25 protein-coding genes are annotated in these 25,637 nt (G+C 68.8%); 15 read left to right on the forward strand and 10 right to left on the reverse strand.

The window, feature by feature from the left end; translation table 11 throughout:
• Positions 1–235 precede the first annotated feature (235 nt).
• Positions 236–2,026, reverse strand: a complete 1,791-nt coding sequence (locus DMH03_RS22810; RefSeq protein WP_233611597.1) for a hypothetical protein — start codon at positions 2,024–2,026, stop codon at positions 236–238.
• 111 nt (positions 2,027–2,137) lie between these two features.
• Here DMH03_RS22810 and DMH03_RS22815 point away from each other — a divergent pair, with 111 nt between their 5' ends.
• From DMH03_RS22815 to DMH03_RS42365, 3 genes are read left to right on the forward strand one after another with little or no spacing between them, the layout of a single operon-like run.
• Entirely contained in the window at positions 2,138–2,503 is a 366-nt protein-coding gene (locus DMH03_RS22815; RefSeq protein WP_125794058.1) for a hypothetical protein, read from the forward strand.
• Positions 2,500–3,723, forward strand: a complete 1,224-nt coding sequence (locus tag DMH03_RS22820; protein ID WP_125794059.1) for a hypothetical protein — start codon at positions 2,500–2,502, stop codon at positions 3,721–3,723. The genes DMH03_RS22815 and DMH03_RS22820 overlap by 4 nt, the downstream gene beginning before the upstream one ends.
• Positions 3,720–3,866, forward strand: coding sequence for a hypothetical protein (locus DMH03_RS42365; protein ID WP_020635224.1), 147 nt, complete (start codon positions 3,720–3,722; stop codon positions 3,864–3,866). The genes DMH03_RS22820 and DMH03_RS42365 overlap by 4 nt, the downstream gene beginning before the upstream one ends.
• A gap of 497 nt (positions 3,867–4,363) precedes the next feature.
• On the opposite strand, the gene pip is transcribed toward DMH03_RS42365, so the two are convergent.
• On the reverse strand, positions 4,364–5,323 hold the full coding sequence (pip, locus tag DMH03_RS22825; RefSeq protein ID WP_370310847.1) for a prolyl aminopeptidase: 960 nt from the start codon (positions 5,321–5,323) through the stop codon (positions 4,364–4,366).
• Between the two features lie 41 nt (positions 5,324–5,364).
• Positions 5,365–5,931 carry a TetR/AcrR family transcriptional regulator gene (locus DMH03_RS22830; RefSeq protein ID WP_125794060.1) on the reverse strand — a complete coding sequence of 189 codons (567 nt, stop codon included), beginning with the start codon at positions 5,929–5,931 and terminating at the stop codon, positions 5,365–5,367.
• 93 nt (positions 5,932–6,024) lie between these two features.
• On the opposite strand from DMH03_RS22830, the gene DMH03_RS22835 reads away from it, so the two are divergent.
• A complete protein-coding gene (locus tag DMH03_RS22835; RefSeq protein ID WP_125794061.1) occupies positions 6,025–6,309 on the forward strand; it encodes an antibiotic biosynthesis monooxygenase in 285 nt (94 codons plus the stop codon).
• Positions 6,306–6,884, forward strand: a complete 579-nt coding sequence (locus DMH03_RS22840) for a DUF2867 domain-containing protein (RefSeq protein ID WP_125794062.1) — start codon at positions 6,306–6,308, stop codon at positions 6,882–6,884. The genes DMH03_RS22835 and DMH03_RS22840 overlap by 4 nt, the downstream gene beginning before the upstream one ends.
• Before the next feature lie 73 nt (positions 6,885–6,957).
• Here DMH03_RS22840 and DMH03_RS22845 read toward each other — a convergent pair whose 3' ends face one another.
• Complete coding sequence (locus DMH03_RS22845; RefSeq protein WP_125794063.1) at positions 6,958–7,392, reverse strand: helix-turn-helix domain-containing protein; 435 nt, start codon at positions 7,390–7,392, stop codon at positions 6,958–6,960.
• Positions 7,393–7,481: 89 nt separating this feature from the next.
• Between DMH03_RS22845 and DMH03_RS22850 the strand changes: the two genes are divergently transcribed.
• The 4 genes from DMH03_RS22850 to sigJ all read left to right on the forward strand — a co-directional run bounded on the left by DMH03_RS22850 (position 7,482) and on the right by sigJ (position 12,087).
• On the forward strand, positions 7,482–8,663 hold the full coding sequence (locus tag DMH03_RS22850) for a thiolase family protein (protein ID WP_125794064.1): 1,182 nt from the start codon (positions 7,482–7,484) through the stop codon (positions 8,661–8,663).
• The gene (locus tag DMH03_RS22855; protein ID WP_125794065.1) at positions 8,660–9,694 is read left to right on the forward strand and encodes a (4Fe-4S)-binding protein; all 1,035 of its coding nucleotides are present in this window, start codon (positions 8,660–8,662) and stop codon (positions 9,692–9,694) included. The genes DMH03_RS22850 and DMH03_RS22855 overlap by 4 nt, the downstream gene beginning before the upstream one ends.
• A 93-nt stretch (positions 9,695–9,787) precedes the next feature.
• Positions 9,788–11,134 (forward strand): FtsX-like permease family protein, encoded by a 1,347-nt coding sequence (locus DMH03_RS22860; protein WP_125794066.1) that lies wholly within the window; start codon positions 9,788–9,790, stop codon positions 11,132–11,134.
• 65 nt (positions 11,135–11,199) lie between these two features.
• A complete protein-coding gene (sigJ, locus tag DMH03_RS22865) occupies positions 11,200–12,087 on the forward strand; it encodes an RNA polymerase sigma factor SigJ (RefSeq protein WP_125794067.1) in 888 nt (295 codons plus the stop codon).
• Positions 12,088–12,159: 72 nt separating this feature from the next.
• Here the strand turns inward: sigJ and DMH03_RS22870 are convergent, their stop codons facing one another.
• Positions 12,160–13,239, reverse strand: a complete 1,080-nt coding sequence (locus DMH03_RS22870; RefSeq protein WP_125794068.1) for a glycoside hydrolase family 5 protein — start codon at positions 13,237–13,239, stop codon at positions 12,160–12,162.
• A 177-nt stretch (positions 13,240–13,416) separates the two neighbouring features.
• Here DMH03_RS22870 and DMH03_RS22875 point away from each other — a divergent pair, with 177 nt between their 5' ends.
• Entirely contained in the window at positions 13,417–14,169 is a 753-nt protein-coding gene (locus tag DMH03_RS22875; protein WP_233611598.1) for a PIG-L deacetylase family protein, read from the forward strand.
• Here the strand turns inward: DMH03_RS22875 and DMH03_RS22880 are convergent.
• Both DMH03_RS22880 and DMH03_RS22885 read right to left on the reverse strand, forming a co-directional pair.
• Positions 14,158–14,733: a CGNR zinc finger domain-containing protein gene (locus DMH03_RS22880; RefSeq protein ID WP_125794070.1), complete on the reverse strand. Its 576-nt coding sequence runs from the start codon at positions 14,731–14,733 to the stop codon at positions 14,158–14,160. The genes DMH03_RS22875 and DMH03_RS22880 overlap by 12 nt on opposite strands.
• Positions 14,734–15,123: 390 nt before the next feature.
• Complete coding sequence (locus DMH03_RS22885) at positions 15,124–15,969, reverse strand: LLM class flavin-dependent oxidoreductase (RefSeq protein ID WP_125794071.1); 846 nt, start codon at positions 15,967–15,969, stop codon at positions 15,124–15,126.
• Positions 15,970–16,150: 181 nt separating this feature from the next.
• Here DMH03_RS22885 and DMH03_RS22890 point away from each other — a divergent pair, with 181 nt between their 5' ends.
• Positions 16,151–17,416 carry a family 1 glycosylhydrolase gene (locus DMH03_RS22890; RefSeq protein WP_125794072.1) on the forward strand — a complete coding sequence of 422 codons (1,266 nt, stop codon included), beginning with the start codon at positions 16,151–16,153 and terminating at the stop codon, positions 17,414–17,416.
• On the opposite strand, the gene abc-f is transcribed toward DMH03_RS22890, so the two are convergent.
• The gene (gene abc-f, locus DMH03_RS22895; protein WP_125794073.1) at positions 17,400–19,022 is read right to left on the reverse strand and encodes a ribosomal protection-like ABC-F family protein; all 1,623 of its coding nucleotides are present in this window, start codon (positions 19,020–19,022) and stop codon (positions 17,400–17,402) included. The two genes, DMH03_RS22890 and abc-f, sit on opposite strands and share 17 nt — an antisense overlap.
• Before the next feature lie 283 nt (positions 19,023–19,305).
• Between abc-f and DMH03_RS22900 the strand changes: the two genes are divergently transcribed.
• The 4 genes from DMH03_RS22900 to DMH03_RS22915 all read left to right on the forward strand — a co-directional run bounded on the left by DMH03_RS22900 (position 19,306) and on the right by DMH03_RS22915 (position 22,985).
• Entirely contained in the window at positions 19,306–19,902 is a 597-nt protein-coding gene (locus DMH03_RS22900; RefSeq protein ID WP_233611599.1) for a hypothetical protein, read from the forward strand.
• 42 nt (positions 19,903–19,944) lie between these two features.
• The gene (locus tag DMH03_RS22905) at positions 19,945–20,772 is read left to right on the forward strand and encodes a M55 family metallopeptidase (RefSeq protein WP_125794075.1); all 828 of its coding nucleotides are present in this window, start codon (positions 19,945–19,947) and stop codon (positions 20,770–20,772) included.
• A gap of 1 nt (position 20,773) precedes the next feature.
• Positions 20,774–22,207, forward strand: a complete 1,434-nt coding sequence (locus DMH03_RS22910; RefSeq protein ID WP_125794076.1) for a M20/M25/M40 family metallo-hydrolase — start codon at positions 20,774–20,776, stop codon at positions 22,205–22,207.
• Between the two features lie 151 nt (positions 22,208–22,358).
• The gene (locus DMH03_RS22915) at positions 22,359–22,985 is read left to right on the forward strand and encodes a maleylpyruvate isomerase family mycothiol-dependent enzyme (RefSeq protein ID WP_125794077.1); all 627 of its coding nucleotides are present in this window, start codon (positions 22,359–22,361) and stop codon (positions 22,983–22,985) included.
• A gap of 6 nt (positions 22,986–22,991) precedes the next feature.
• Here DMH03_RS22915 and DMH03_RS22920 read toward each other — a convergent pair whose 3' ends face one another.
• The gene (locus DMH03_RS22920) at positions 22,992–24,203 is read right to left on the reverse strand and encodes an MFS transporter (protein WP_125794078.1); all 1,212 of its coding nucleotides are present in this window, start codon (positions 24,201–24,203) and stop codon (positions 22,992–22,994) included.
• On the reverse strand, positions 24,200–25,477 hold the full coding sequence (locus DMH03_RS22925; protein WP_125794079.1) for an ATP-grasp domain-containing protein: 1,278 nt from the start codon (positions 25,475–25,477) through the stop codon (positions 24,200–24,202). The genes DMH03_RS22920 and DMH03_RS22925 overlap by 4 nt, the downstream gene beginning before the upstream one ends.
• Positions 25,478–25,637 lie beyond the last annotated feature (160 nt).

Here is a 25,637-nt window from a genome sequence, read left to right on the forward strand (position 1 = left end):
CGCGTGGTCGACAGCTACTTTACGTCTCGCCGACGTTGCGGTGAGTCACCGTTTCGGCGCGCGAGACGGCGACACGTGCAGTGTCCTGGGTATTCAAGGGAACCGTGCTTGCAGAACGCTTGCGCCCGATGATGCTCAATCGATACGTGCGACGAAGTGCGAGCAAAGCGATTCGTCCTCTGGATGCGGTACTTGCGCATGCAACTACCGCATCCAGAGGACGAAACGCGAGGCGTCAGCCGACGGGAACCTCACGCCGCCGCGCGGTGGCGGCGGCCGCGTAGAGCCACGCGAACAGCATCCACATGCCGGCGAAGATGAGCCCGACGGTCACGTACGCGACGGTCCACAGTACGGCCGGCGTCTCCGACTTCCGTTCCCGTTGCAGGAACTCGATCTCGGACATGAACGGGCGGGTACCGGACGCCGCGTCGATCGCCGGGGCGTCCGCGGCCGGGTCGGCGGGCGCGTAGATCGGGGCGAGCCCCATCACCCGGTTCGGGACGTGCACGCGGATCCCGGTCTTCCACTGACCGAACACCGGCAGCGGTTGGACCGTGCGATACACCCCGTCGCCGATCTTCTCCAGCGGCGCGGTGAAGAAGTCGCCGCCCTGCCAAGCGAAACCGTTCAGCCACACGGCGTCGTCGGCGAGGTCGGGACGGGAGATCGTGACGGTCGCGTCGACCCAGCGGGGCGTGCCACCGCCGTGCGGGTTCGAGATCGGCAGCCCGGCCGCGGCCTCGGTCAGCCGGACGTCGGCGGTGAATCCGGCATCCGGATCTTGCGGGACGGCGACGGCCGACATCAGGGCGACCGCCCCCAGCGCGCCGACGAGTCCGACGGCGTGCCGGGGGCCCGCCGCGGGCACCAACGTCGCCGTCTCCTCCACCCGCTGGTACTGCCAGACACCGATGAACGCACCCGCCAGTGCGGCGCCGGTCCCGAACAGGACGAACAACGGCAAATGGGCCGCCGGCCAAGGGTTCGGCATCAGCCACTGGGTGAACGCCGCCTCGGCGAGCATCCCGGCCGTCCCCACGAGCAGACCGGCGACAACGGCGAAGGTGTAGCCCTGACGGCTCCGCATCGCCAGCGCGACGACCTCGATGATCACCGCTTCGGCGGCGTACGGCAGCAACGAGGCCACGTGCAGATCGGCGAACAGCGGGATGACGGTGAACGAAGCACGGGAGACGAGGAAGACCGCGAGGACGATCAGCGCGCCGCCGGGTCCCCAGGACAGCCGCCCGCAGGTCAGCGTCCAGGCGCCGATCAGACCGACGAGCACGACCTGCGACAGCATCGGGAACTGCGGGACGCCGAGGTCGAACTCCATGAGGAACGCCGAAGCACCCATCATCCAGGCACCGGCGAGCACCGGGCCGAGCAGGCGCACGACCGGTCCGGTCGCGCCGGCCTGTCGCGCTTCGCCGAGCAGCAATTGCAGCCCCAGCACCACGCAGACGCCGCCACCGATCATCAGTACGTGCGTCGGCCCCCATTCGGTGACGTCCTGGCCGAACAGCCGGTGCCAGACGTCGTCGAGCGGGAATCCCGCGATACCGACCAGACCGGTCGCCATCATCTGGATGGACCCCATCGGCGCCCGCCAGTGCGGGCCGATCTTGAACGTGCGCTTGGGCAGGTCCTTCGTCGCCAGTGTCGCGCTGAGCACGCCGCTGGCGAAGATGCCCATCAGTCCGAAGTAGATCGGGAAGTGCGACGGGTTCGCCAGCGGGCCTTCGTCGCGGCCGAGCTCCATGTGGATCGGCACGTCCCAATAGACGCCGATCAGCGCCGACATCCCGGAGAGGAACGCGACGAACATCGGCAGTGCCGCCCAGCGCGGCAGACCGCTGAAGTCACCCATCCAGTCGGCGACGCGGCCGATGACGGTCCGCTTCCCCGCGCGTTCGCGGAGCACGAAAAGGGCCAAGGGCAGGAAGACCGCGGTGAACATCAGGCCCGCGATGACGATCTGCCCGAATTGCGCGCCGCCGGCAGGCGGGCTCTCCTGAGCCATGAACACCGTTCTCGCCTTCCTGCTAACCTGAGTAACTGTTACCTTGGGGTAACACGATAGAGGCATGGTTCCGGCCAGGCAAGCCGGGGCGTACGACTTGGAGGAACCTCGATGCGGAGGATCGGCGGGATCTGCGGGATCACCGTGGCCGCGCTGCTGGCCGTGACCGGCTGTTCGGGATCGACCGGTTCCGAACCGTCGCCGGGCACCGGCACCCGGACGGTGAAGTTCTCGATCACCGAGGGCAAGCGCACGGCGGGCCCGGAGGAGGTCGCGGTGCGGACCGGCGAGAACGTCGCGCTCGAGGTCACCTCCGATCAGGCGGACGAACTGCACGTCCACGGCTACGACAAGGCCGCCCAATTGGCCCCCGGAGTTCCGGGAACGGTCTCCTTCACCGCGAACATCGACGGGATCTTCGAGGTGGAACTGCACAAGAGCGGCGCGGCGGTGACCAAGCTCCGGGTCAGCGGATGATCCTGGCGCACGGTCTCGGCGGCCGGTCCGATCTGCCGGTGCCGCTGTGGCTCGCGCTCTACGCGGGAGCGGCGGCCGTCGTCGTCTCCTTCTTCGCGCTCACCGTGTTCTGGAAGGAACCAAAGCTCCGCGGCGCCGACGCCGGCCGTGCACTCCCCCTCCTACTGCAGCGGTTCGTCGACAGCGCGTTCTCGCGGGTCGCGTTACGCGTGGCCGGCGTGCTGCTGTTCGCGGGTTTCCTCGCGATGGCGTGGGCCGGTCCCGGCAGTTCGGCCGACAACCCGGCTCCAGCGTGGTTCTACGTCTGGTTCTGGGTGGGATTGGTTCCGCTTTCGCTCCTGTTCGGCCCGGTCTGGCGGCGACTGAATCCACTGAGGACGGTCGCGTCGCTGATCCCCGCACGGCATCGCGAACTCCCGGACCGGCCGGGCTACCTGCCCGCGATCGTCGGCCTCCTGGCGTTTCTCTGGCTGGAACTGGTGTTCCCGCATTCGGATTCGCCGCGAGCGATCGCTCTTTTCTGCACCGTGTATGCCGTTATACACATTGCTCTCGGCGTGGTCTACGGTCCGCGATGGTTCGACCGCGGTGACGCTTTCGAGGTCTACGCGCGCCTGATCGCGGCCTTGTCCCCGTTCGGCAGGCGCAGTGACGGGCGGCTCGTGGTCCGGAATCCGCTGGACGGGCTGGTCGCTATATCCCCCGCGCCCTGGCTGACCGCGCTGGTACTGGTGGTGCTCGGCTCGACGGCGTTCGACGGCCTGACCCGGCTCCCGTTCTGGACGTCCCTGGACGCCGGCGTCCTCGGGGGCACCGCCGGGCTCGCGGCCTGTATCGCGCTCACATACGGCGCCTACGCGGGCGCGATCAGCCTGACCAGGCCGTATCTGCGCCGGGGTTTCGACCCGTATCCCGCGTTCGCGCCATCCCTGATCCCGATCATGGTCGGCTACACGGTCGCGCACTATTTCTCGTTCGCCGTGTTCTCCGGGCAGCAGGGCTTCGGCCGCGCGATCGACTACACGGTCGTCTCGACCGGCGTGATCGCGCTGGTGCAGATCGCCGGAATCGTCGCGGGGCACGTGCTGGCCGTAACCTCGGCGCATGACCGTTCCGTCGGTGTGCTGCGTGCGAACTACGTCAAGGTGGGCCAGTACCCCATGCTGGCGCTGATGATCGGCTACACCGCGCTCGGGATCGCACTGGTGTCCGGCTCATGACCATCGCGGCGCGGGTGATGATGATGCACCAGGGCGGCTGGGACGAGATCCTCATCTTCGTCGGCCCCGTGGTGATCATCGGGCTGCTCATCTACGTCGCGCGCAAACAGGTTCCGACGACCCCCGAAGAGGACGACGACTAGGCCGTGTCCTGTGAGTATCGCCTGGTGTGCTGACCTGCGGAAAGGGAGCGGGGGACCTTTGGTGTCGAGTGAGGGGTGTGTGGATTTCGGGTCATCCAACGCACCAAAATCCACACGGGGACCGCGAACATGACTTGCAGGAAACGGCCTAGCGCGCGTTTCATAAGCCAAGTTCGCGGTCTTCGCGCCCAAGCGTGGTTCCGCGCTGGCCGACAGGACCTGAGTGTCCACAAGAGACGCTTCCCAACGACGAAATGTCCACTTTAAGGCATATGCCCGTTTAGGTAGAGGGGTCGTGAGTGGCAAGTAGCGTTCTAACCCTCTTTACCACTCACGACCCCCTCCCCAAACCGCACAACTCGCCCAACTCGGACACTGACACCTCGGAAAATGTCCCTAATGCACTGTCAGGAAGGCGACTCTTCGGCCAGTCCCGCCCCAGCCGCCAACTCCGGCCACCCCACGTTCGCCTTACCCCTCAACAGGAAACAGGCGGACTAGTCACGGAACCGATCCGTCGCCGCCAGCAACGCGGCCAGGATGCCGGGTTCGTCGTACACGTGCCCGGCATCCGGCACGATCACCAGTTCCGAATCCGGCCATGCCTTGTGCAGGTCCCACGCGGAGACCATGGGCGTGGCAAGGTCGTACCGCCCCTGCACGATCACGCCGGGAACGTCCTTCAAGGCGGCGGCGTCCCGGATCAGCTGTCCTTCTTCGAGCCACCCGTTGTTCACGAAGTAATGGTTCTCGATCCGCGCGAACGCCAGGGCGAATTCCGGCGAGGCGAATTCCGCCACCAGTTCGGGCCGGGGAAGCAGCGTCGTCGTCGCGGCCTCCCAGGTGCTCCACGCGACAGCGGCCTGCCCGTGCACCCGGGGGTCGGGGTCGGCGAGCAGCTTCGCGTACAGCTCCACGGGATCCCCGTCGAGCTTCGCGATCGGCGCCATGAATTTCTCCCACAAGTCCGGAAAGACGTTCGCCGCGCCACCCCGGTAGTACCAATTCAATTCGGACGAACGCAGCGTGAAGACCCCGCGCAGCACCAACTCCGACACGCGTTCAGGGTGCTTCTCGGCATACGCCAGCGCCAACGTCGATCCCCAGGACCCGCCGAACACCTGCCACCGCGAGATGCCCAGCGACTGCCGCAGTCGCTCGATGTCATCGACGAGATGCCAGGTCGTGTTCGACGAAAGATCGCCCGACGCGGAGGCGTGCGGCAACGACCGCCCGCAGCCACGCTGGTCGAACAGGACGATCCGATAGGCGGACGGGTCGAACAGCCGGCGGTGCGACGGTGAGCAGCCGCCGCCAGGGCCGCCGTGCAGGAAAACCACGGGCTTGCCGTCAGGGTTGCCGCATTCCTCCCAATACACGAGGTTGCCGTCACCGGTGTTCAGGTGGCCTGACGCGTAGGGCTCGATCTCCGGGTACATGGACCTATCGTCGGACACGTAGCGCAGTTCACGGACGAGACGACGCTTCAGACACACCCTCAGCCGTGTTGGCCGGGCTTGCCACCGAGAAGCAACGCCCCCGCCAACTCGGTGACCTCGTCCCGGGTGCGGCCGTTGTGGTCGGCGGCCATGAAGTGCTTGCCGATCAGGAGCGAGAACGCGAGCAGGCACCGGGCTTCGACCTCGTCCTCGTCGGCGAAGATCTCGCGCATGAGGGAACGCAGGTAATCCATCCGCTGGTTGTCGACCCGCCGGAGCCGTTCGGCCACCGCCTGGTCGCGCCGGGCCCAATCCCTGATCGCGAGGTCGATCGGCAGCAGCCGGTCCGCGGCGAGCAGTCCGGCTCGCCGGATCTTGGCCCTGGCGTCGCCGCCTTCGCGCTCGACGCTCTCGAACAGCAGGTCGGTGCTCATCCGCTCCCAGGTGGCGAGCATTTCCTCCAGTAGCGTGTCCCGATCGGCGAAATGGCCGTAGAACCCGCCTTTCGTGACGCCGAGCGCTTTCGCGAGCGCCTCGACACGGACGGCGCCGGGACCTCCGGCGGCGAGGGCGTGCAGCCCCGCGTCGATCCAGGCGCTCGGCGGGGTCCGGGTTTCGGCGGCCATGCGATCACCGTATCTCCCGTCACTCCAGCACCTCGACGACGATATATACGCTACCGTATAGATGGCGGAAGTTCACTGGGAGGAACAACGACGATGACTGTCGGATTCGTGGCCACGCACTACCCGCACACCGATCATCACGACGATTTCGTCTCGCGCGTCCAGCGAGTCGCCGCCGTCCTGCGCTCCACTCCGGGCTGCCTCGCAGCCGAATGCTGGGTGACCGCCGCCGGAGACGCCGTGGTCTCGATCGTGCGGTGGGAATCCGAGGCGGCACAGGCGGCCTCGATGCAGGCTCTGGGCTCGGCGGACGTGGACGTCGCCTTCGACGACCGCGAAGTCCGGCCACGCGAGATCGTCCAGCTGGTGTCGGCATGAAACTCGCGAACACGGCGCACACCACCCACTCCTGGCGGATCCACGAAATCGCCGGGGACTTCGACCTCGAAGACGTCTGGGCGCTGGAAACACCCGGCGGTCCGGACGACTTCGCCAAGCTGGTGAAGCAGTTCTCGTCGGGCGATTTCCCGAACGGGGCACCACTGCCCGTCCGGGCGTTGTGGGCGCTGCGCTGGAAACTCGGCGGACTGTTCGGCCTGGACAAGCGGACCGCCGGCCTCGACACCCGGGTGGGATCACTCCGCGCCGAACTGCCGGAAGACCTCCGCGACACACCGACCGGGCCGGACGAAGACTGGTCGCCGTTCACTCCGGTGTACCGGCTCGAAGACGAATTCGCCGCCGAAATGGCGAACGGGACCATGCACGGCGTCCTGCACATCGCGTGGGTCGAAGACGGGCGGGGCGGGTATCGCGGTCAGATGGCGGTGCTGGTCAAACCCAACGGCCTGTTCGGCCGGGCGTACATGGGATTCATCAAGCCGTTCCGGTACCTGATCATCTACCCGGCGCTCATGCGGATGATCGCGCGGGAATGGCGGAACCGCGGTTAGCGAAGGTCCGTGAAGGCCTCCTTGAGGGACTCTGGGTCCCTCAAGGAGGCCTTCACGGACAGCCGGACACGCGTCATCGCCGGCTGCTCCGCACGAGCGTCATGTCCTTCTCCCGCACCGGTTCCTGGCAGTGCGCGCAGACGGTCTCCGGTGCGAGGACCTCGCCGCACGAATGGCGCCACACCGTCGGCGGCGGCCCGTCCGTGACGTACCGGTCGCCCCACGCCATGAGGTTCAGCAGCACGTGGTTGAGCCCGTGCCCCGCCTCGGTGAGCACGTACTCGTAGCGCGGCGGATGCTCCTCGTAGAGCCGTTTTTCGAGGATTCCCGCCTCGACGAGCTTGCGCAGCCGCGCGGTCAGGATGTCCCGGCTCGCCCCGGTGTTGCGGACGATCTGGTCGAACCGCCGCGCCCCGAAGAACACCTCGCGCAGCGCGAGCAGGCTCCAGCGCTCCCCGATCACCTCCATCGCGTTGGCGATCGAGCAGTCCCTCGGTCCTTCGGTCATGCGGCCAGCGTAAACCCAGTGAGTCTTGATTTCCAACCCACTCGGTGCCAGAGTGAGTTGGAGGTTCCAACTCACTACTGGAGGCAGCCGTGCACGACGCGGTCATCGTCGACGCCGTCCGTACCCCGATCGGCAAGGGCAAGCCCGGTGGCGCCCTGCACGGGGTCCATCCCGTCCAGTTGCTCGCCCACACGCTGCGCGCGCTCGTCCAGCGCAACGGCCTCGACCCGGCGCTGATCGACGACGTCATCGGCGGCGCGGTCGACCAGGTCGGCGAACAGGCCCAGAACGTCACGCGGTGGGCGGCACTCGCGGCCGGGCTGCCCGAGTCCGTGCCCGCGACCACCGTCGACCGGCAGTGCGGGAGCAGCCAGCAGGCCGTGCATTTCGCCGCACAGGGCGTGATGGCCGGCGCGTACGACGTCGTCATCGCCTGCGGTGTCGAGTCCATGAGCCGCGTCCCGATGTGGTCGAACGTGCTGCCCGGCACCGATCCGCTCGGCCCCGGCGTCGCCGAGCGCTATCCGGAAGGCCTGGTGCCGCAAGGGATCAGCGCCGAACTCATCGCCGCGAAGTGGTCGCTCAGCCGCGGCGCGATGGACGAGTTCGCGGTGTCCTCGCACCGGAAGGCGGCGCGGGCGCACGCGCTCGGCCGGTTCGCGAGCCAGATCGTGCCGATCGAGACCCCGTCGGGCCTGGTGTCCACCGACGAGTCCGTCCGGCCGGGCACCGACCTCGAAACGCTGGCCAAGCTGCGCCCCGCGTTCCAGGACGAGGGGATCTCGGAAAGATTCCCGCAGATCGACTGGTCGGTGACCGCGGGCAACAGCAGCCCGATCAACGACGGCGCCTCCGCCGTGCTCATCACTTCCAGCGAGACCGCCGCCAGACTGGGGCTGCGGCCGCGCGCCCGGCTGCACAGTTTCGCCGTCACCGGCTCCGACCCGCTGCTCATGCTCACCGGCGTCATCCCGGCGACGGAGAAGGTCTTGCGGCGCGCCGGTCTGCGCCTCGCGGACATCGACCTGTTCGAGATCAACGAGGCGTTCGCCAGTGTCGTGCTGGCGTGGCAGCAGGAGACCGGGGCCGACCCGGCCAAGGTCAACGTCCACGGCGGGGCGATCGCGCTGGGTCATCCGCTCGGCGCGAGCGGCACCCGGCTGATGGGCACGCTGGTCAACGCGCTGCACCACCACGGCGCCCGCTACGGCCTGCAGGCGATGTGCGAAGGCGGCGGCCAGGCCAACGCGACCATCCTGGAGGCGTTGTGACCGACCGGCTTCCCAAGAAACTGGCGAGCCACCCGTCGGTACGGGCGGTGCTCGCCAAACCGCGGGACAGGCCGTCACCGGTGATCGACGCCGGCTGGCTCAAGGAGATCTGCCTCGCCGCCGGTGCCGACGACGCGGCGGCCGTCCCGCTCGACCATCCGGATCTTGCGGGCGAACGTGAACACGTCCTGCGCGCGCTCCCCGGCACCAAGACCCTGGTCTCGCTCGTGGTGCGGATGAACCGCGACGACGTCCGCTCCCCCGCCCGCAGCGTCGCCAACCAGGAGTTCCACCGTGGTGGCGAGATCATCAACGAGGCCGGGCACACGATCGTCCGGGCACTGCAGGACGCCGGATACCGCGCGATCAACCCGTCGGCGACGTTCCCGATGGAGATGGAGCACTATCCCGGCCGGATCTGGGTGGTCGCGCACAAGACGGTCGCCGTCGCGGCCGGACTCGGCGCCATGGGGCTGCACCGCAACGTGATCCATCCGAAGTTCGGCAACTTCGTGCTCCTCGCGACGTTGCTCGTGGACGCCGAGGTGTCCGCCCACGGCGAGCCCCTCGACTACAACCCCTGCCTGGAGTGCAAGCTGTGCGTCGCGGCTTGCCCGATCGGGGCGATCTCGAAGACCGGCGAGTTCGACTTCCTAGCCTGTTCGACGCACAACTACCGCGAGTTCATGAGCGGCTTCACCGACTGGGCGCAGACCGTGGCCGACAGCGAAGACGCCGCCGACTTCAGGTCCAGGGTGACCGACTCGGAGAACGTGTCGATGTGGCAGAGCCTCGCGTTCAAGCCGAACTACAAGGCCGCGTACTGCATGGCCGTCTGCCCGGCGGGTGAAGACGTGCTCGGACCGTATCTCGACGACCGCCGCGGCTTCCTCGGCACCGTGGTGAAACCGTTGCAGGACAAGGTGGAGACGCTGTACGTGCAGGAAGGTTCACCGGCGAAGGCCTACGCCGAACGCCGGTTCCCGCACAAGCCGGTGAAGGAGGTCGACGGCGGCTACCCGCGGCGGTAGGGCCGCCCCTACCTCGCGCTCGGGGGCCTGTCCCCTGTCCGGTGACGGCCGGTCTCCCTAACCTGGCGGCTAAGCCTGGGGAGGACCTTCCGCATGATCGCGACCAAGCTGGCGTTCTCGTCGCTCCGCCGTCGTACCACCGGATTCATCGCGAGTTTCGTCGCGCTGTTCTTCGGTGCCACGATTCTGATGACGTTCGCGTCCCTCCTGGACACTCGCACCGCCGCCGGACCGGAGACCGCGAAGACGCTGCCGATCATGGCGAGCGTCGTCGGTGGCTGGGGCCTGGTGATCGTCCTGTTCGCGACGCTTTCGACGCTCTCTCTGCTGATCCGGCAACGCGCCCCGGAGCTGGCGTTGCTGAAGAGTGTCGGCGCGACGCCGTCGCAGATCGGCCGGATGATCGTCGGTGAAGCGGCGGCCGTCGCGGTCCTCGCCGCGGCCACGGCCGTCGTGCCGTCGGTCTTCGCCGGACGGTGGCTGGTCGCGCTGCTCGGTGACACGGGCCGCGTACCGGCCGGGCTCGAGGCGCGGTTCGGCCCGATCGCGGTCTCGATGGGCACCGGCATCACGCTTCTCGCGGCGCTGGTGGCAGGGACGGTCGCCGCGCGACAGGTGACCCGGCGCGGAGCGGTGGAGGCGATCCGCGAGGCGGGCGTCGACACCCGGCGGACCAGCCGGCTCCGGGTGGTCGGCGCCGCGATCGTGCTGGCCGCCGGGCTCGGCTGCGGTGTGGTGACGATGACCGTGTTCACCGGGACGGAACCCGCGCTGATGGCGGTCGGCGGCCAGGGCGCGATCCTCGCCGCGATCGGGTTGGCACTCCTCGCCCCCGCGCTGCTCGGCCCCATCGCAGCCGTGCTGGCCGCTCCGCTGCGACGCGCGGGCGTCAGCGGTCACCTCACGGCGGCGCACCTTCGTGTCCGAAGCCGCCAAATGGCCGGTGTGCTGGTGCCGATCATCCTGTTCACCGGGATCGCGACCGGGACGCTGTACATGCAGGCCGTCGAGAACGCCGCCGTCATCGCACCGGTCGAGATCGCGAGCAGTATCGAGACCCTGAACTACGTCGTCGTCGGCATGATCGCGCTGTTCGCCGCCGTGATGCTGGTGAACACCGTCGTGGCCGCGATCGCCGGACGCCGCCGGGAGTTCGGTCAACAGCGGCTCATCGGTTCGACACCGTCGCAGGTCCTGCGGCTCGTCGGCACCGAAGGCACCGTCCTGGCGGCGGTCGGCGTGCTGTTCGGCTCGCTCGCCGCGGCCGTCACCGTGATCCCCTACAGCGTCGCCAGGACCGGCGGTCCCGTACCGGACGCGACGATCGGCGCCTATCTCGTCATCGTCGCCGTCGCGGTGACCTCGACCCTCGGTTCGCACCTGGGCGCGGCGGCGACGGCGATGCGCGCCCCGGCGATCCGAACCGCCGCCCGCGGCTGAAGGGCTGTCACATCTCCGCTCCCCCACGCGTCAGGGTTACGACTGATCGATGAAGGATGGGGACCGTGGACGAACACGACTGGCTGGCACGACGCTTCGAGGGGCATCGGACGCATCTGAGGGCGGTGGCGTACCGGATGCTCGGTTCGCTCAGCGAAGCGGACGACGCCGTGCAAGAGGCCTGGTTGCGGCTGAGCCGGTCGGAGTCCGGTGACGTGGACAATCTCGGCGGCTGGCTGACCACCGTCGTCGGCCGGATCTGCCTCGACATGCTGCGCTCACGCAAGTCACGGCGCGAAGACCCGGTCGGCGCGCAGCTCCCCGACCCGATCATCGGCCGTGAGGACGGGATCGACCCGGAACACCAGGCCCTGCTGGCGGACTCGGTCGGCTTGGCGCTCCTGGTCGTCCTCGACACCCTGGACCCCGCCGAACGGCTCGCGTTCGTGCTGCACGACATGTTCGCCCTGCCGTTCGACGAGATCGCGCCGATCGTGGGCCGGTCCTCCGCGGCGACCCGGCAGCTCGCCAGCCGCGCGCGCCGCCGCCTGCAGGGCTCGCCGACGGTCCCGGACGCGGACCTGAGCCGTCAGCGGGCAGTCGTCGACGCGTTCTTCGCCGCCGCGCGGGACGGCGATTTCGACGCGCTGGTCTCGGTGCTCGACCCGGACGTCATCCTCCGTGCCGAGGGCGGCGCGGCCCCGGCCGGTGTCACGCGTTTCGTGCGCGGCGCGGCCACGGTCGCGAGCCAGGCGCTCATGTTCCGGTCGACGGGCGCCGGTGGGGTACCGCGCCCCGCACTGGTCAACGGCGCGGCCGGGATGGTCGTCACCAAGGACGGCGTCCCGACGACGGTCTTCGCCTTCACCGTCGTGGACGGGAAGATCGCGGCGATCGAGATCCTCGCCGACCCGGACCGCCTCGCCGCGCTGGATTTCGAACCACTCGGCTGATGTGTCAGGAAAGGGTCGTTCAGGACATTTTTTGTCCTGAACGACCCTTTCCTGACGTGCGCGCTGCCGGGATCAGGAGGTCGGGAAGTTGTCCGCGGTGCGGATGCGGTCCCGGATCCAGACGCCGGCGGGCTTCAGCGGAGCCGTGCCGGTGAACGAGCTGCCCGAGCAGGTGCCCGGCTTGAACACCGCGCCCGAACGGCTGTCGTCGGAGAAGTTCCAGTTGGTCCAGCTGATCTTCTTCGACGCCAGGAAGTCCAGGTACTTCTGGGAGTTGGTGAAGTCGTTCCCGCCGTCACCGCTGGCGGTCTGGGTGCCGAACTCGGTCACGAACAGCGGGATCTTGCTCGCGGCCCGGCTCAGCGCGTTGAAGTACTCGGTTTTGTGCGACGCCGCGTAGAAGTGGAACGTGTACATGAAGTTGGTGGCGCGCACCGGGTTGTTGATGATGTCGGTCTCGTTGCGGCCGTCGGAGATGCCGAGCGAGCCCCAGCCGTGGGTGCCGACGAGCACGACGCCGTCGGAGTCCTGGGCGCGGATGACCGGGATCATCTGCTCCGCGTAGCTGCGGACGCGGTCCCAGCTGACGTTGTTGGGCTCGTTGGCGATGTCGTAGATGATGTTGGTCTTGTCCTTGTGCCGCTGGGCGATCTCGGTGAAGAACGTCTTGGCGCGGCTCAGGTTCGCGTTCGGATCGCCGGGCGTGAGCTGGTGCCAGTCGACCAGGGCGTACATCCCGCGTTTGGTGGCTTCCTCGATGTACCCGTGCACCATGTCGGTGAACTTGCGCGGGTTGGTCTCGTAGCCGCCTTCCTGGATGTACATCGAGATCCGGAGGACGTCGGCCTTCCAGTCGTTGGCCAGCGCGTCGAGCGAAGCGGTCTTCACGCACTGGCTGAACCACTGGATCCCGTGGGTGCTCATGCCACGGAGCTGGATCGGCTTGCCGGCGGAGTTGCAGAGCTGGAGGCCGCAGACCTTCAGCTGTCCGTTGATCGCCGCCGGGCTGCCCGGCGGCAGCGCGGCGGCTGCCTGCGTTGCGGGTGCTGTGCCGGTCTCGGTCGCCATCGAGGTACTCGCGGCGGCGACCGGCGCCAGCAGTCCGGCGGCCAGTGCGGCCGTCACCCGGAGACGGATCTTGTCCCAACGCATTCGGCTTCTCCTCTCGCGTCGACGACGCCCGCGTTGGCGTGCCGACGGTCAGGGCGGCGGGATTAAATAGGAAACTTTCCTTACTATTGGAAAGTAAAGGAGAGATTACCCACGAGATCGACGGACGGTCAAGACTTGACCACCCACTGTTTCGACGACCTCCGGCATGATCGGAGCGTGACCACCATCGTGGCCTTCCACGCCCATCCGGACGACGAAGCACTGCTGACCGGCGGCACCCTCGCCCGCGCCGCCGCGGACGGGCACCGAGTCGTACTCGTGGTCGCCACCATCGGCATGAAAGGCCCGGACCCGTCGCGCCGCGCCGAACTCGAGGCAAGCGCGACGGTGCTGGGCGTCGCGCGGGTCGTACACCTCGGATACGCCGGCAGTGGCCACGGCGCGATCCTCTACCCGGACCCGCCGGGCTGGGTCCGCTTCGTCCGCGCGAGCACCGACGAAGCGGCCGCGCGGCTCGTGGCGATCCTGCGCGAGGAGAAGGCTTCCGTGCTGCTGAGCTACGACCGCAACGGCGGCTACGGCCACCGCGACCACGTCAAGGTGCACCAGGTCGGCAAACGTGCGGCGGAACTCGCCGGCGACGTCCGGCTGCTGGAGGCCACGATCCCCCGCGACGCCGTCGCGCGCCTGGTGCGGATCGTGCGCCTGTCCCGGATCCCGTTCCGCTACGACGTCGACAGGCTTCTCCGCGCCTACAGCGCCCGGTCCGAGATCACCCACACCTTCGACGTCCGGCGCTTCGCGCGCCAGAAGCAGGCCGCGATCGCCGCGCATTCCACCCAGGTGAAGGGAACCGGCAGGCTCGCGCCGCTGATGCGGGTCATCACCCGGCTTCCGGCGCCGCTCTTCGGCCTCGCGTTCAGCCGCGAGTGGTACATCGACGCGACGCCGCGCGGCTCACGCCCCTGACCGGCGGGCGCGATACGCGGCGGCCTTCACCCGGTTCTGGCAGGCCAGGCCACAGAACCGTTTGATCTGCGCCTGGCTCGCGTCGATGTACACCTGATCGCACCGCGGCGCCGCGCACAGCCCGACGCGATGCGGGATGTGCTCGCCGAACGCCGCCGCCACCGCCACCGCGAGCCCGGCCGTCCACTGCTGGACGAGGTCGGCTTCGGGGCCGTGGAAATGCAGGTGCCACGATTGGTCGCCGTGGCGGTGCAACGACGGACGCGCCCTGCTGTCGGCGAGCATCCGGTTGAGCAACCCGGCCGCCTCGTCGTGCTCGCGCCTGGAGAGCGACTCGATGATCTCCCGCAACCGGGACGCGAGATTTCGCAGCCTCTCCGCACTGGACAGGTCGACGCGGCCGTTCCCGGTGTCGCCGACCGCTTCGGCGGCCGCACGAACCAGATCGCGACCGCCGAGCGCGGGTTTCGGCCTGCCGTGCACGTGCTTTCCGGTCAGCGCGTTGATCAGCGCGACCCCGGCTTCCAGCCGCATCGCGTGGTGCCCGTCCAGCTCATCGGCCATTCGATCCCTCCCCCGCGCGTCACTGGTTCGCAGGACGCCCGCGGTGACGCTACCAAAGGCTCGCGCCACCACAAGGGCGGTGAAGTCTTTCGGAGCAACGGAATCCGACGGAAGGCCGAGTGTCAGTCCACTGTGGACAGATGGGCCCCATAGGAACCAGCAGTCACAACGGCTGCGCGTGAAGTCCCCCTTCCCTCGGCTCAGCCGAGGAAACTCGACCTTCACACCTTCCCCAGTACATGAAGAACTCCAGGCGCTCACGTGAGTTTTCGTGGGAATGTCGTGAAGGGTCCCTTTGAGACGATGAAGGTCTCAAAGGGACCCTTCACGACATCAGAGGTCGACGGCCGGCCCATCGGAAGCGCTGAAGGAGCCACCCGAGCGGCCGTGTCACCACCGAGGCGGACCGGCGTCCACGATCTTCTGCGAAAGCTCCAGCGGGTCGAGATGCATCAGCGACTCCATCCACCAGGTCATCCCGGCCTGCCCCAGAGCCGGCAGATCGACCTTGATGGGTTCCTCCCACGCCGGGCTCGCGTTCCCGGCGACCGCGACGTCGAAGGGACGTCCCGGTTCCAGTCCGGCGAGGCGGAGCGCGCGGTGGGTCTCCGCGATCTCTTCGGCGGTCGGCGTGTGGTCCTCGGGGTTCGGGAAGATCCCGTCGCACAACGCCGCCCGCCGGACGACGCGCGGGTTGTCGGTCGAGCTCGCCACCCAGATCGGGATCGGGAACGGCTCGGGCGGCGCCTCGGCGAGGGCGACCTGGTAGTGCGCGCCGTCGTGGTCGAACCGCCTGCCGGACCAGATCGCGCGGATGACGTCGAGGCCTTCGTCGAACATCGCCGATCGGGTCAGGAGGTCGGTCTGCTCGCCGAACCGGCTGAAGTCACCGGATTCGTCCGAGCCGAGCCCGGTGCCGAGGATCAGCCGCCCGCCGGAAAGCCTGCTGACCGTCGACGCGTGCCGGGCGACCACCCACGGGCGGCGCCGGGCGGGCGGTGTGATCATCGGGCCGAACAGCAGGCGGCTGGTGGCGTGCGCGATCGCGCCGAGTGTCGTCCACGGGTCGGCGATGGGCATGGTGTCCGCGACCACGTGGTCCCACAGGAAGAACCCGTCCCAGCCCGCCGCCTCCGCGCGCACGGCGAGGTCGACGAGCACTCCCGGCTCACCGAACGGGCCGAAAGGCGGCAGATAGACGGCGTGTCGGACCGTGCTGCCGGTCAAGTCGATCATCTCCCCAACGTCATCGTCGAAGCCCCCGGACGGCCTCTTGTTTACGCCGTTCACTCACGTTAGCGTCCGGAAGATGGCGGACACCGGTGAACGATCGACGAAGTGGCCGGAGCATCGGAGAAGGTTACGCCGGGTGTTGTCCTCGGTGGTCGCCGTCTCACTATGCGCGACACTTTCGGCCGTGAACGCGTCCGCATCGCAGGATGACGACTGGTCCCGGGACTTCTACTGGGGCGTCGCGTCTTCGGGCTACCAGTCCGAAGGCAGCGCGCCCGACAGCAACTGGAAGCGGTTCGTGGACCGTTCCGCGGGCAAGGACGGCGTCGACGAGTACCGCGACTCCGTGGACTTCCGGCACCGCTACGCCGACGACATCCGCCTCGCGGCCGGGCTCGGCGTCAACACCTATCGCTTCGGTGTCGAGTGGGCTCGCGTCGAACCCTCGCCTGGCCGGTGGGACGAGACCGAACTGGCCTTCTACGACGACGTGCTCCGGCAGGTCCGGGCCGCGGGCATGACCCCGATGATCACGCTCAACCACTGGGTCTATCCGGGGTGGGCGCTCGATCAGGGCGGCTGGGCGGAGACGCGGACCGCCGACGCGTGGCTGGAATTCAGCCGGACGATCGTCCAGCGCTACGCCGGTCAGGGCGTCCTTTGGGTGACGTTCAACGAGCCGCTCATCTTCCTCAAGAACGAACAGAAGGTCGGCGCGCTGAACGCCACGCGGTACTTCGCGGCGCAGTCCAACGTCGTCCAGGCGCACCGGCGGGCCTACGACCTGATCCACGAACTCGATCCGACCTCGAAGGTCACCAGCAATCAGGCCTACATCACCGGGGTCAACGGGATGGCCGACTGGTTCTTCCTCGACCAGGTCAAGGACAAGCTCGACTTCATCGGCATCGACTACTACTACGGCCTCAGCATCGACAACTGGACGGTGTTCGCCGCCGCCAGCGACAAGTTCTGGGACGTGAAGCTCCAGCCCGAAGGCATCTACTACGCGCTGCGCAGCTACCACGACCGGTTCCCGCGCCTGCCTCTGTACATCGTCGAAAACGGCATGGCGACCGACAACGGCAAACCCCGCGACGCGGACTACAGCCGCGGCGATCACGTCCGCGACACCGTGTACTGGCTCCAGCGGGCGAAGGCCGACGGGATGAACCTCATCGGCTACAACTACTGGAGCCTCACCGACAACTACGAATGGGGCAGCTACCGTGCCCGGTTCGGGCTGTACACAGTGGACGCTCTCACCGATCCCGCGCTGACCCGGCGCCCCACGGACGCCGTTCCCGCGTACCAGGGTCTGGTGACGGCGGGTGGCGTGCCGCAGGGCTACCGGCTCAAGCGCGGGCCAGGGACCTGTTCCCTCGTGGACGGACTGAACAGCTGTCTCAATCCGGCCAAAGTGGACGGACCGCTCATGCCGCTGAAGTGACCAGTTCGAGCCGCCTGCCCTCGAAGGTCCGCCGCATCCGCCGGTCGTGGGTGACGACCACGAGCGCGCCGGAGTACTCCGCGAGCGCCTGTTCCATCTCCTCCACGAGATCCGGGGCGAGGTGGTTGGTCGGCTCGTCGAGCAGCAGCAGGTCGGTCCTGGCCGTCACCAGCCTGGCCAGTTCCAGCCTGCGCCGCTGCCCGACGGACAGCTCCCGCACCGGCTTGCGCAGATCCGGCGCCCGGAACAGGCCCAGCGACAGCAACCTCTCGGCCGCCTCGTCCTCGTCACTGTCACCCGCGAAGACCGCCAAGACGGTTCGGGCGTCGCCTGCGAGCCCGCCGTTCTGATGCAGGAACCCGATCCTGCCCGCGCGCTCCGCCGATCCCGTCGACGGCGCCAGTTCCCCGGCGAGCACCCGCATCAGGGTCGTCTTGCCCGCCCCGTTGGGCCCGGTCACGAGGATCCGTTCGCCGGGCAGCACGCTGAGCGACGTCCGCGGCAGACGGCCGTCGACCGACACGTCGTCGACCTTCACCACGTACTGATCGGTTTCCGCCTCCCCCGCGGCGATCCGCGCGCTGAACCGGAGCGGCTGCGGCGGAGGCGGGACCGCGTCGGCGTCGAGCCGCTGGATCCGCTCGCGGGCCGAGCGGATCCGGCTCATCGCCCCGTGTGCCCGCGAGCGGGCCCGGAACGCGCCGGCCCCGCTGAACGCCGCCGGGGCCTTGCGCGGAATCGCCGAGAACCGGTCGATGTTGACGTCCGCCAGCCGTTCGTAGCGGGCTTTCTCCAGCCGCCACTCCTCGTACTCCCGGACCCACCGGGACCGCGCGGCCTCCTTCGCGGCGAGGTAACCCGCGTAACCGTTGCCGTGCCGGTGCACGGTCCGGCGATCGGCGTCGACCTCGAGGATGGTGGTGGTGACCCGGCTGAGGAACATCCGGTCGTGGGTGATCGCGACGATCCTGCCGCGATGCCCGCGGAGATGATTCTCCAGCCAGGCGACGGCTTCGTCGTCGAGATCGTTGGTCGGCTCGTCCAGCAACAGCAGTTCGGGTGACGCGGCCAAGGTGGCCGCGAGCGCCAGCCGGGACCGCTGCCCGCCGGACAGGCTGCCCAGCGCGCGGCCGCGATCGAGGCCCGGCTGCCCGAGCCCGTGCAGGGCGACCTCCACCCTGGCGTCGGCCTCATAACCGCCGCGGGCTTCGTAGGCGGTGATGAGGTCACCGTAGGCAGCGAGGTCTTCGGCGGTCTCGAGCGACGTCTCGGCCGCCCGCAGCCGGGATTCGAGTTCCCGGATGTCGGCCAGCGCGAGGTCGATCGCGTCGCCGACCGTGGCGGTGCCGGGCAGTTCCAAGGTCTGCGGAAGGTAGCCGGCACCTCCGGGCGCGGTGACGGTCACCGTGCCGTTGTCCGCCCGGTCGCGGCCGGCGATCAGCCTCAGGAGAGTGGACTTACCCGAACCGTTGTCGCCGATGACGCCCGCCTTCTCCCCCGGTTTGACACTGAAGGAGACCTGATCGAGTACGACATGGTCGTCGAAACGCTTGGTGACACCGGAGAGCACGAGTTGTGTCCCGGGATTTCGGCACGGGGTACGCATAGGGGCGTCCTCCTGGATTCTCGAAGGAAGAAGAGCGCGTGCGGAAGGACGCGGCCCGGCGGAGCGAAGGCTCTACGCCAGGGCCGCGTCGAAGACGAGAATCACAGGTTGAAGAAAATCCCCATGGCAAAGACGGTAGCCGGGGAACCCGGACGGGTAAAACGAATTAAAGGTTGTGTACGGGTTCACAGAGTGGTCTGTGTCCCCATACCGCGACAGCGGCGCCCCGGTGACCGAGAATCGAAGATGGAGGTTTTCGCGGTCTGAGGGAATGGGGTTCCTCGTGCACGGGTCCAGCGGTCCGATCGCCCGATTCAGGCGACGGCTCTTCCCTGGTCACAACTCGCTCGCCCGTGGCTCAGACCGATTCGAAGCCCTTCTCCTCAAACTCGTCATCCTCGCGGCGCTGCTCGCCGTCCCGGTCGCGGCCGCCGCCGGTTCGGCCAACCATGGCAGGCAGGTCGCCGCGGCCGCCGTCGACTCGGCCGGACGTCAGGCCACCACCGCGTACCTGCTGAAGGCCGCACCCGTCCGCATCGTCGACAGCGAAAGCGTCGGGACCGACGACCCGACCACCGAGGCGACCTGGACCGACTCGCGCGGCGTGCGGCACACCGGCGGTGTCCTCGCCACGCCGGGCAGCCCCGCCGGAACGGCCGTGCCGATCTGGATCGACGCCCGCGGTGCCCTCACCGCCGCACCGAGGACCGCGTCGACGGCCGTGTTCGATTCCGTGCTCGTCGGACTCTGGCTCTGGTTCGCGGTGGTCGGCTCGCTGATCCTGTTGCACCGGGTCGTCCGGCTGGTGCTCGACCGGCATCGGTTCGCGGCGTGGGAGCGCGCCTGGGCGGTCTACCCGCGTTCCGGTTCTTGGCCGTGATCCCGGCGGCGAGGGCAAAGAACCTCGGCTAGTCTGCCCCGCATGCGCATCATGATCTCGGCGGACATGGAGGGCGCCACCGGCGTCACCTGGACCGAGGACGTCATCCCCGGCACCGAGCAGTGGCAACGATTCCGGCGCCTGTTCACCGGTGACGTCAACGCCACCATCGCGGGCCTCTTCGACGCCGGCGCCACCGACGTTCTGGTCAACGAGGCGCATTCGTCCCAGCGGAACCTCCTGCTCGAAGACCTCGACGGCCGGGCGCGCATGCTCACCGGCAGGCACAAACCGCTTTCGATGATGCAGGGCATCGACACCGGCGTGGACGGCGTCGTCTTCCTCGGCTACCACGCCGGCGCCGGTTTCGACGGCGTGCTTTCCCACACGTACCTGGAGAATCAGATCACCGGCGTGTGGCTCGACGACGTCCCCGCCAGCGAAGGCAGGCTCAACGCCGCGATGGCCGCCGAGTACGGCGTCCCGGTGCTGGTCGTCTCCGGTGACGACAAGGCCTGCGACGACGCCCAGGATTACGCGCCGGAGGCCGAACTGGTCACGGTGAAGGAGTGCGTCAGCCGCTACGCCGCGATCTGCCTGCCGCCCGTGAGGACCGCCGAACTGCTGTCCTCGGCCGCGGCGGACGCGATGAACCGGGCGGGCCGGGTCGAACGGTTCACCACCCCGCACCGGATCGAGGTCGAGTTCGACGCGAGCCATCTCGCGCAGGCGGCGGCGGTGATCCCGACGGTGGAACAGATCGGCGTACGGCGGGTCGGCTTCGACGCGCCGGACATGACCGAAGCGATGAAGGCGTTCAAGATCGTGACGGCGATCGCGGCCGGGGCGGTGCAGGGTATCTATGGCTGACATGGAATCGCGAAGCGAGGTTCACGACCGACCTCTCGACAACGAACCCGCCGGGCCGAAGGCCCCGCCGGCGCGGCGGCAGGGCGCCGTCCACGCTGACCGGCCGGGCGACGTGATCGCGGCCGCGGGTTCCGAAGACAACGCTGAGATGGATGTTGTCGAAGTCTGCTCGCGGCTGATCCGGTTCGACACCACGAACCGGGGCGACGGGGACTCCGAAGGCGAGCGCGAAGCCGCCGAGTACGTGGCGACGCTGCTTTCCGGGCTCGGGATCGGCGCGAAGATCATCGAGTCCGCGCCCCGGCGCGCGAACGTGATCGCCCGGGTCCCCGGCACCGACCCGAGCCTGCCGGCGCTCCTCGTGCAGGGCCATCTCGACGTCGTCCCCGCCGACGCGGCCGACTGGTCGGTGGACCCGTTCTCGGGCGAGGTCCGCGACGGCTTCCTCTGGGGCCGCGGCGCCGTCGACATGAAGGACTTCTGTGCGATGGTGCTCGCCGCCCTGGCCGCCGGCGTCCGCCCGCGGCGTGACATCGTCCTGGCGTTCGTGGCCGACGAGGAGGACAAGGGCGAGTACGGCGCGCACTGGCTCGCCGCGACGCACCGGGACCTGTTCGACGGCTGCGCGGCCGCGATCAGCGAGTCGGGCGGGTACTCCTACCACGTTCCCGCCGCCGACGGCCGGACCGTGCGGCTTTACCCGGTGGCGACGGCCGAACGCGGTACCGCGCATCTGCGGCTCACCGCCAAGGGCCGCGCGGGGCACGGATCGCGCCCCAACGACGAGAACGCGGTCACCCGGCTGGTCACGGCGCTCGGCAAGCTCGCCGCGCACCGCTGGCCGATCCGGCTGACCCCGACGGCGCGAGCGTTCCTGGAACGCACCGGGGAGGCGCTCGGCGTCCCGGTCGATCTGTCCGATGTGGACGGAACGATCGCGCGCCTCGGGCCGGCCGGGGCACTGGTGGTGCCGACCGTCCGCAACAGCACGACGCCCACCATGCTCGACGCCGGTTACAAGGTGAACGTGATCCCGACTTCGGCCGAGGCCCAGGTGGACGTCCGCGTCCTCCCCGGCACCGAACCGGAACTGCTCGCCGAGGTCGACGCGATGCTCGGCGAGGGCGTCACCCGCGAGTTCGTCGCGCACCAGCCGCCGGTCCAGGCGCCGGTGGATTCGCCGTGGTTCGACGCGATGGCGGGCGCTTTGCGCGCGGAAGACCCCGAAGCCGTCGTGGTCCCCTACTGCATGGGCGGCGGAACGGACGCGAAGGCGTTCAGCCCGCTCGGGATCGACTGCTACGGCTTCGCCCCGCTGTGGCTGCCGGAAGGCTTCCCCTACCGGGCGATGGCGCACGGTGTGGACGAACGGGTCCCGGTAGAAGGACTGCGGTTCGGCACGCGGGTGCTGCGGCACTTCCTGGCCACCTGCTGACCCACCCGGCCGAGTTCCGCCTCCAATCACGCGAGATCGCTTCCCAATCACGCGAGTTCGCCGTCTGATCACGCGAACTGCCGAGCGGAACGAGGACACCGCCTACTACGTTTGCGGGTGGCTCGACCACAAGTGACCCAGGAGGCCACCGGTGAAATCCGTCCTGCGACTCGCACGGAACGAACGGGCGGACTTCGCCGCGTTCCTGCGCTCGCTGTCCCCCGAGCAGTGGGACGCACCGACGTTGTGTGCGGAGTGGTCGGTCCGGGAGGTGGTCACCCACGTCGTCGACTACGACACCCTGCGCCTGCGCGACGTCGTCGGCCAGGCCGTCCGCGGAAGGCTGCGACTGGATCGGATCAACGCGCTCGGTGTCGCGCGAAAGCCCGGCCGGACGCCTGAAGAACTGATCGCGAGGTTCGAGGACCATCTCGAACCCCGCGGCCTGACCGCCGCGTTCGGCGGACGGGTGGCGCTGCTCGACGGGCTCATCCATCAGCAGGACATCCGGCGGCCGCTGGGGCTTCCCCGCGACGTGCCGCCGGACCGGCTGCGCCACGCGTTGGCCTTCGCCCGCTATGCCCCGCCGATCAAGGCCAACCGGCGGGCGCGCGGGCTCCGGCTCGTCGCCACCGACCTCGACTGGTCGGCCGGATCCGGACCGGAACTCCGTGGTCCCGGCGAGGCGCTCCTGCTGGCGATCGCCGGGAGGGTCGTGGCGCTCGACGAGGTGTCCGGGCCCGGCGCGGCGATCCTCGCGTCCAGAATGGACGGATAGACCGAGTCAGCCGACCGCCACGGGAACAGGTGCATAGGCCATCCGGCGACGGACGGCGTTGCCGAGCAACAACTGTCCCACGGCCGCGGCCAGGCACAGCCCGAAGCAGACCGTCCACAACACGGGCGCGCCCAGTACCAGCAGCTGCGTGCCGCCGAGCGGGGCGACGAAAGCGGCGAGGCCGGCCGCCGTGCCATAGGCGCCGTTGTACCGGCCGCGCAGATGCGGCGGGGCGAGCTCCGCCACGATCGCGACACCCACCGACTGGATCACGATCTCGCCGAGCGTCCACACCACGGCGCACGCGGCGTACACCAGCGTCGTCGACGCGAAGGCCGTGGCGCCGAAACCCAAACCCGTCAACAGGATCCCGAAGGTGAGCACCCGCGAAGGATCCCAACGGCCCAGCCGGTGACCCACCAGTGGTTGCACGACCACGATGACGACGCCGTTGACCGCCATCACCAGTCCGAACCCCGCGGGCGAAAGCCCGTCCTCTCGCATCGCCAGCGGCAATGTGGCCAGGCTCTGCAGGAACACGAACGCGACCACCAGCGAGATGAGCATCAGCCCGGCCATGACCCGGTCGCGCAGGACGACGGAGAAGCCACCCGGCTCCCGCGATCGGCCGCCACCGCGTGTCTCGGGAACCGCTCGCCAGACCAGCAGGCCGAACACCACGCACGTCGCCGCGTCCACCCAGAACAGCGTCGTGAAACCGGCACGGGCCATCGTGCCGCCCAGCACCATCGCGATCGAGAAGCCGAGGTTGATCGCCCACAGCAGCAGCCCGAAGGCCCGCGTGCGATCGGCTCCGGGCACCAGATCCGCCACGATCGACTGGGTGGCCGGGCGGAACACGTCGAGTGCCAGCCCGAGCAGGAACGCGGCGACCGCGATCAGTTCGAGGCGCTCGACGTAACCCAGTACCAGCATGATCGCGCCGGTGGCGAGCATGCCGCCGGTCAGTGTCGCCCGCCTGCCGATACGGTCGGCCAGCAGGCCGCCGATGAGCTGCGAGAACACCTGGCCGATGCCGAGCAGCGCCAGCACCGTTCCCGCCGTCGCCACCGAAAGGCCGCGATCACTGGTCAGGTACAGCGCCAGGAACGGCAAGACCATCGTGCCGAGCCGGTTGACGAGCGTTCCCGTCCACAGCACCCAGAACGACTTGGGCAGCCCGCCGAGCCGCGTCCGGAAGAACCCCTGCGCCGTCACCGTTCGAGCTCGTAGCAGCCGACGCCATCGAGGTACCGCAGCGTGCCGAGGTCGCGCAGGACGTACTCCTCGATCTCGTGCATGAACGTGACGACCACCGGGAACGTCGTGTCGTCGACGGTGCGGCGCAACGGCTTCCCCGGCCGGGTCAGCACGAACATCTCGTGGAAGCTCTCCAGCCGCTCGATCTCGCCGAGCGCGGTGTACCGGCGGAGCGTGCCTTCGACCGGTGAGAGCAGCGCGGACCAGGCGTAGTGGCGCCGGATCCGGTAGTCCTCGCCCCACCGCTCGCGGAACCGCTCCGGCCGCAACACCGCGTCGGCCATCCAGTCCAGCTGGGACTCGCCGATCGCGAGCCGCGCCAGATGCGGCAGGTCGCCGCCCGAGAGCCGCGAACCGACCTCGATCAGCCGTGGGCCCTGTGGGGTCCGCTTGATCTCGACGTGCGCGGCGCCGTGCCGGATACCCAGCGCGTCGAGTACCGCGAACGCGTAATTCACCAGTTCGTCGTGGCCCGGCCCGCGCCTCGGCACGATCTGGCAGGCGCCGAGCAGGTCGGACACCCCGTTGATGGCGAAACGCGAGCTCTTCCAGATGTCGCACACCTGGTGCAGGCCGTCCATGCTCACCGTGTTGACCATGTACTCACTGCCGGCGAGGTACTCCTGCGCGATGACGAAATCGTTGTCCTCGGAGAACACGTTCTGGCGGCCGGTGATCGTGCGCAGCGCCTCGGCCGACCGCTCCGGAGTGTCGCAAAAGGACACCCCGTCGCCGCCCGCGCTGCGGTTCGGCTTGACGACGATCCGCCCGCCCACTTCTCGGTGCCATGCGGCGAGTTCGGCCTCGTCCGCGGTCAGCAACTGCCGTGCGACGGGCAGCCCTGCCGCGGCGACGGCCTCGCCCATGGCGGACTTGTCCCGTCTGGCAAGGGAAAGCGCGGTGCCGTTCGACGGAACGCCCAGCGCTTCGCTGAGTTCGTCGGTGAAGGCGACCGCGTATTCGCCACCGGCCACGACCGCGACCGGCTCGTGCACGGCCAGCGCGTCCAGCGTCTTCGCGAGATCGCCGTCGTGGACGATGTTCTCGCGATAGTTGCTCATGGTCGGTGAGGACTTCCGGTACTGCCCGGGCGCGTCGGGCGCGCTCTGCACGCGCACACATTCGGCGCCCAGCGCCAGGAACGTCGGCGCGATGTGCCGGGCGGTCTGCGGCAACCCGTGATCGGCCGTTTCGTAGGTGTCCACGAGCACGACACAGGGCTTCGTCGACAAGCCTTTCACCCCTCAACCGGTGGGATTCGGAACACCGACGGTCTCATCCGCCGTGATCAACGGGCATCTCCCCGATTGCGATCCCGCGCCGGACGTCTTCCGGAAAGCGATTCAAAGCACGAAAGGAGAGGAAATGACCTTTTCGGAGATGCGACGGTTT

The sequence above is a fragment of the Amycolatopsis sp. WAC 01376 genome, from assembly GCF_003947415.1.
Classification (GTDB): domain Bacteria; phylum Actinomycetota; class Actinomycetes; order Mycobacteriales; family Pseudonocardiaceae; genus Amycolatopsis.

Coding starts and splice junctions, on each gene's coding strand:
- DMH03_RS22810 (WP_233611597.1), bottom strand. CDS start 2,026: ATGGCTCAGGAGAGCCCGCCTGCCGGCGGCGCGCAATTCGGGCAGATC.
- DMH03_RS22815 (WP_125794058.1), top strand. CDS start 2,138: ATGCGGAGGATCGGCGGGATCTGCGGGATCACCGTGGCCGCGCTGCTG.
- DMH03_RS22820 (WP_125794059.1), top strand. CDS start 2,500: ATGATCCTGGCGCACGGTCTCGGCGGCCGGTCCGATCTGCCGGTGCCG.
- DMH03_RS42365 (WP_020635224.1), top strand. CDS start 3,720: ATGACCATCGCGGCGCGGGTGATGATGATGCACCAGGGCGGCTGGGAC.
- DMH03_RS22830 (WP_125794060.1), bottom strand. CDS start 5,931: ATGGCCGCCGAAACCCGGACCCCGCCGAGCGCCTGGATCGACGCGGGG.
- DMH03_RS22835 (WP_125794061.1), top strand. CDS start 6,025: ATGACTGTCGGATTCGTGGCCACGCACTACCCGCACACCGATCATCAC.
- DMH03_RS22840 (WP_125794062.1), top strand. CDS start 6,306: ATGAAACTCGCGAACACGGCGCACACCACCCACTCCTGGCGGATCCAC.
- DMH03_RS22845 (WP_125794063.1), bottom strand. CDS start 7,392: ATGACCGAAGGACCGAGGGACTGCTCGATCGCCAACGCGATGGAGGTG.
- DMH03_RS22860 (WP_125794066.1), top strand. CDS start 9,788: ATGATCGCGACCAAGCTGGCGTTCTCGTCGCTCCGCCGTCGTACCACC.
- DMH03_RS22870 (WP_125794068.1), bottom strand. CDS start 13,239: ATGCGTTGGGACAAGATCCGTCTCCGGGTGACGGCCGCACTGGCCGCC.
- DMH03_RS22880 (WP_125794070.1), bottom strand. CDS start 14,733: ATGGCCGATGAGCTGGACGGGCACCACGCGATGCGGCTGGAAGCCGGG.
- DMH03_RS22885 (WP_125794071.1), bottom strand. CDS start 15,969: ATGATCGACTTGACCGGCAGCACGGTCCGACACGCCGTCTATCTGCCG.
- abc-f (WP_125794073.1), bottom strand. CDS start 19,022: ATGCGTACCCCGTGCCGAAATCCCGGGACACAACTCGTGCTCTCCGGT.
- DMH03_RS22905 (WP_125794075.1), top strand. CDS start 19,945: ATGCGCATCATGATCTCGGCGGACATGGAGGGCGCCACCGGCGTCACC.
- DMH03_RS22910 (WP_125794076.1), top strand. CDS start 20,774: ATGGAATCGCGAAGCGAGGTTCACGACCGACCTCTCGACAACGAACCC.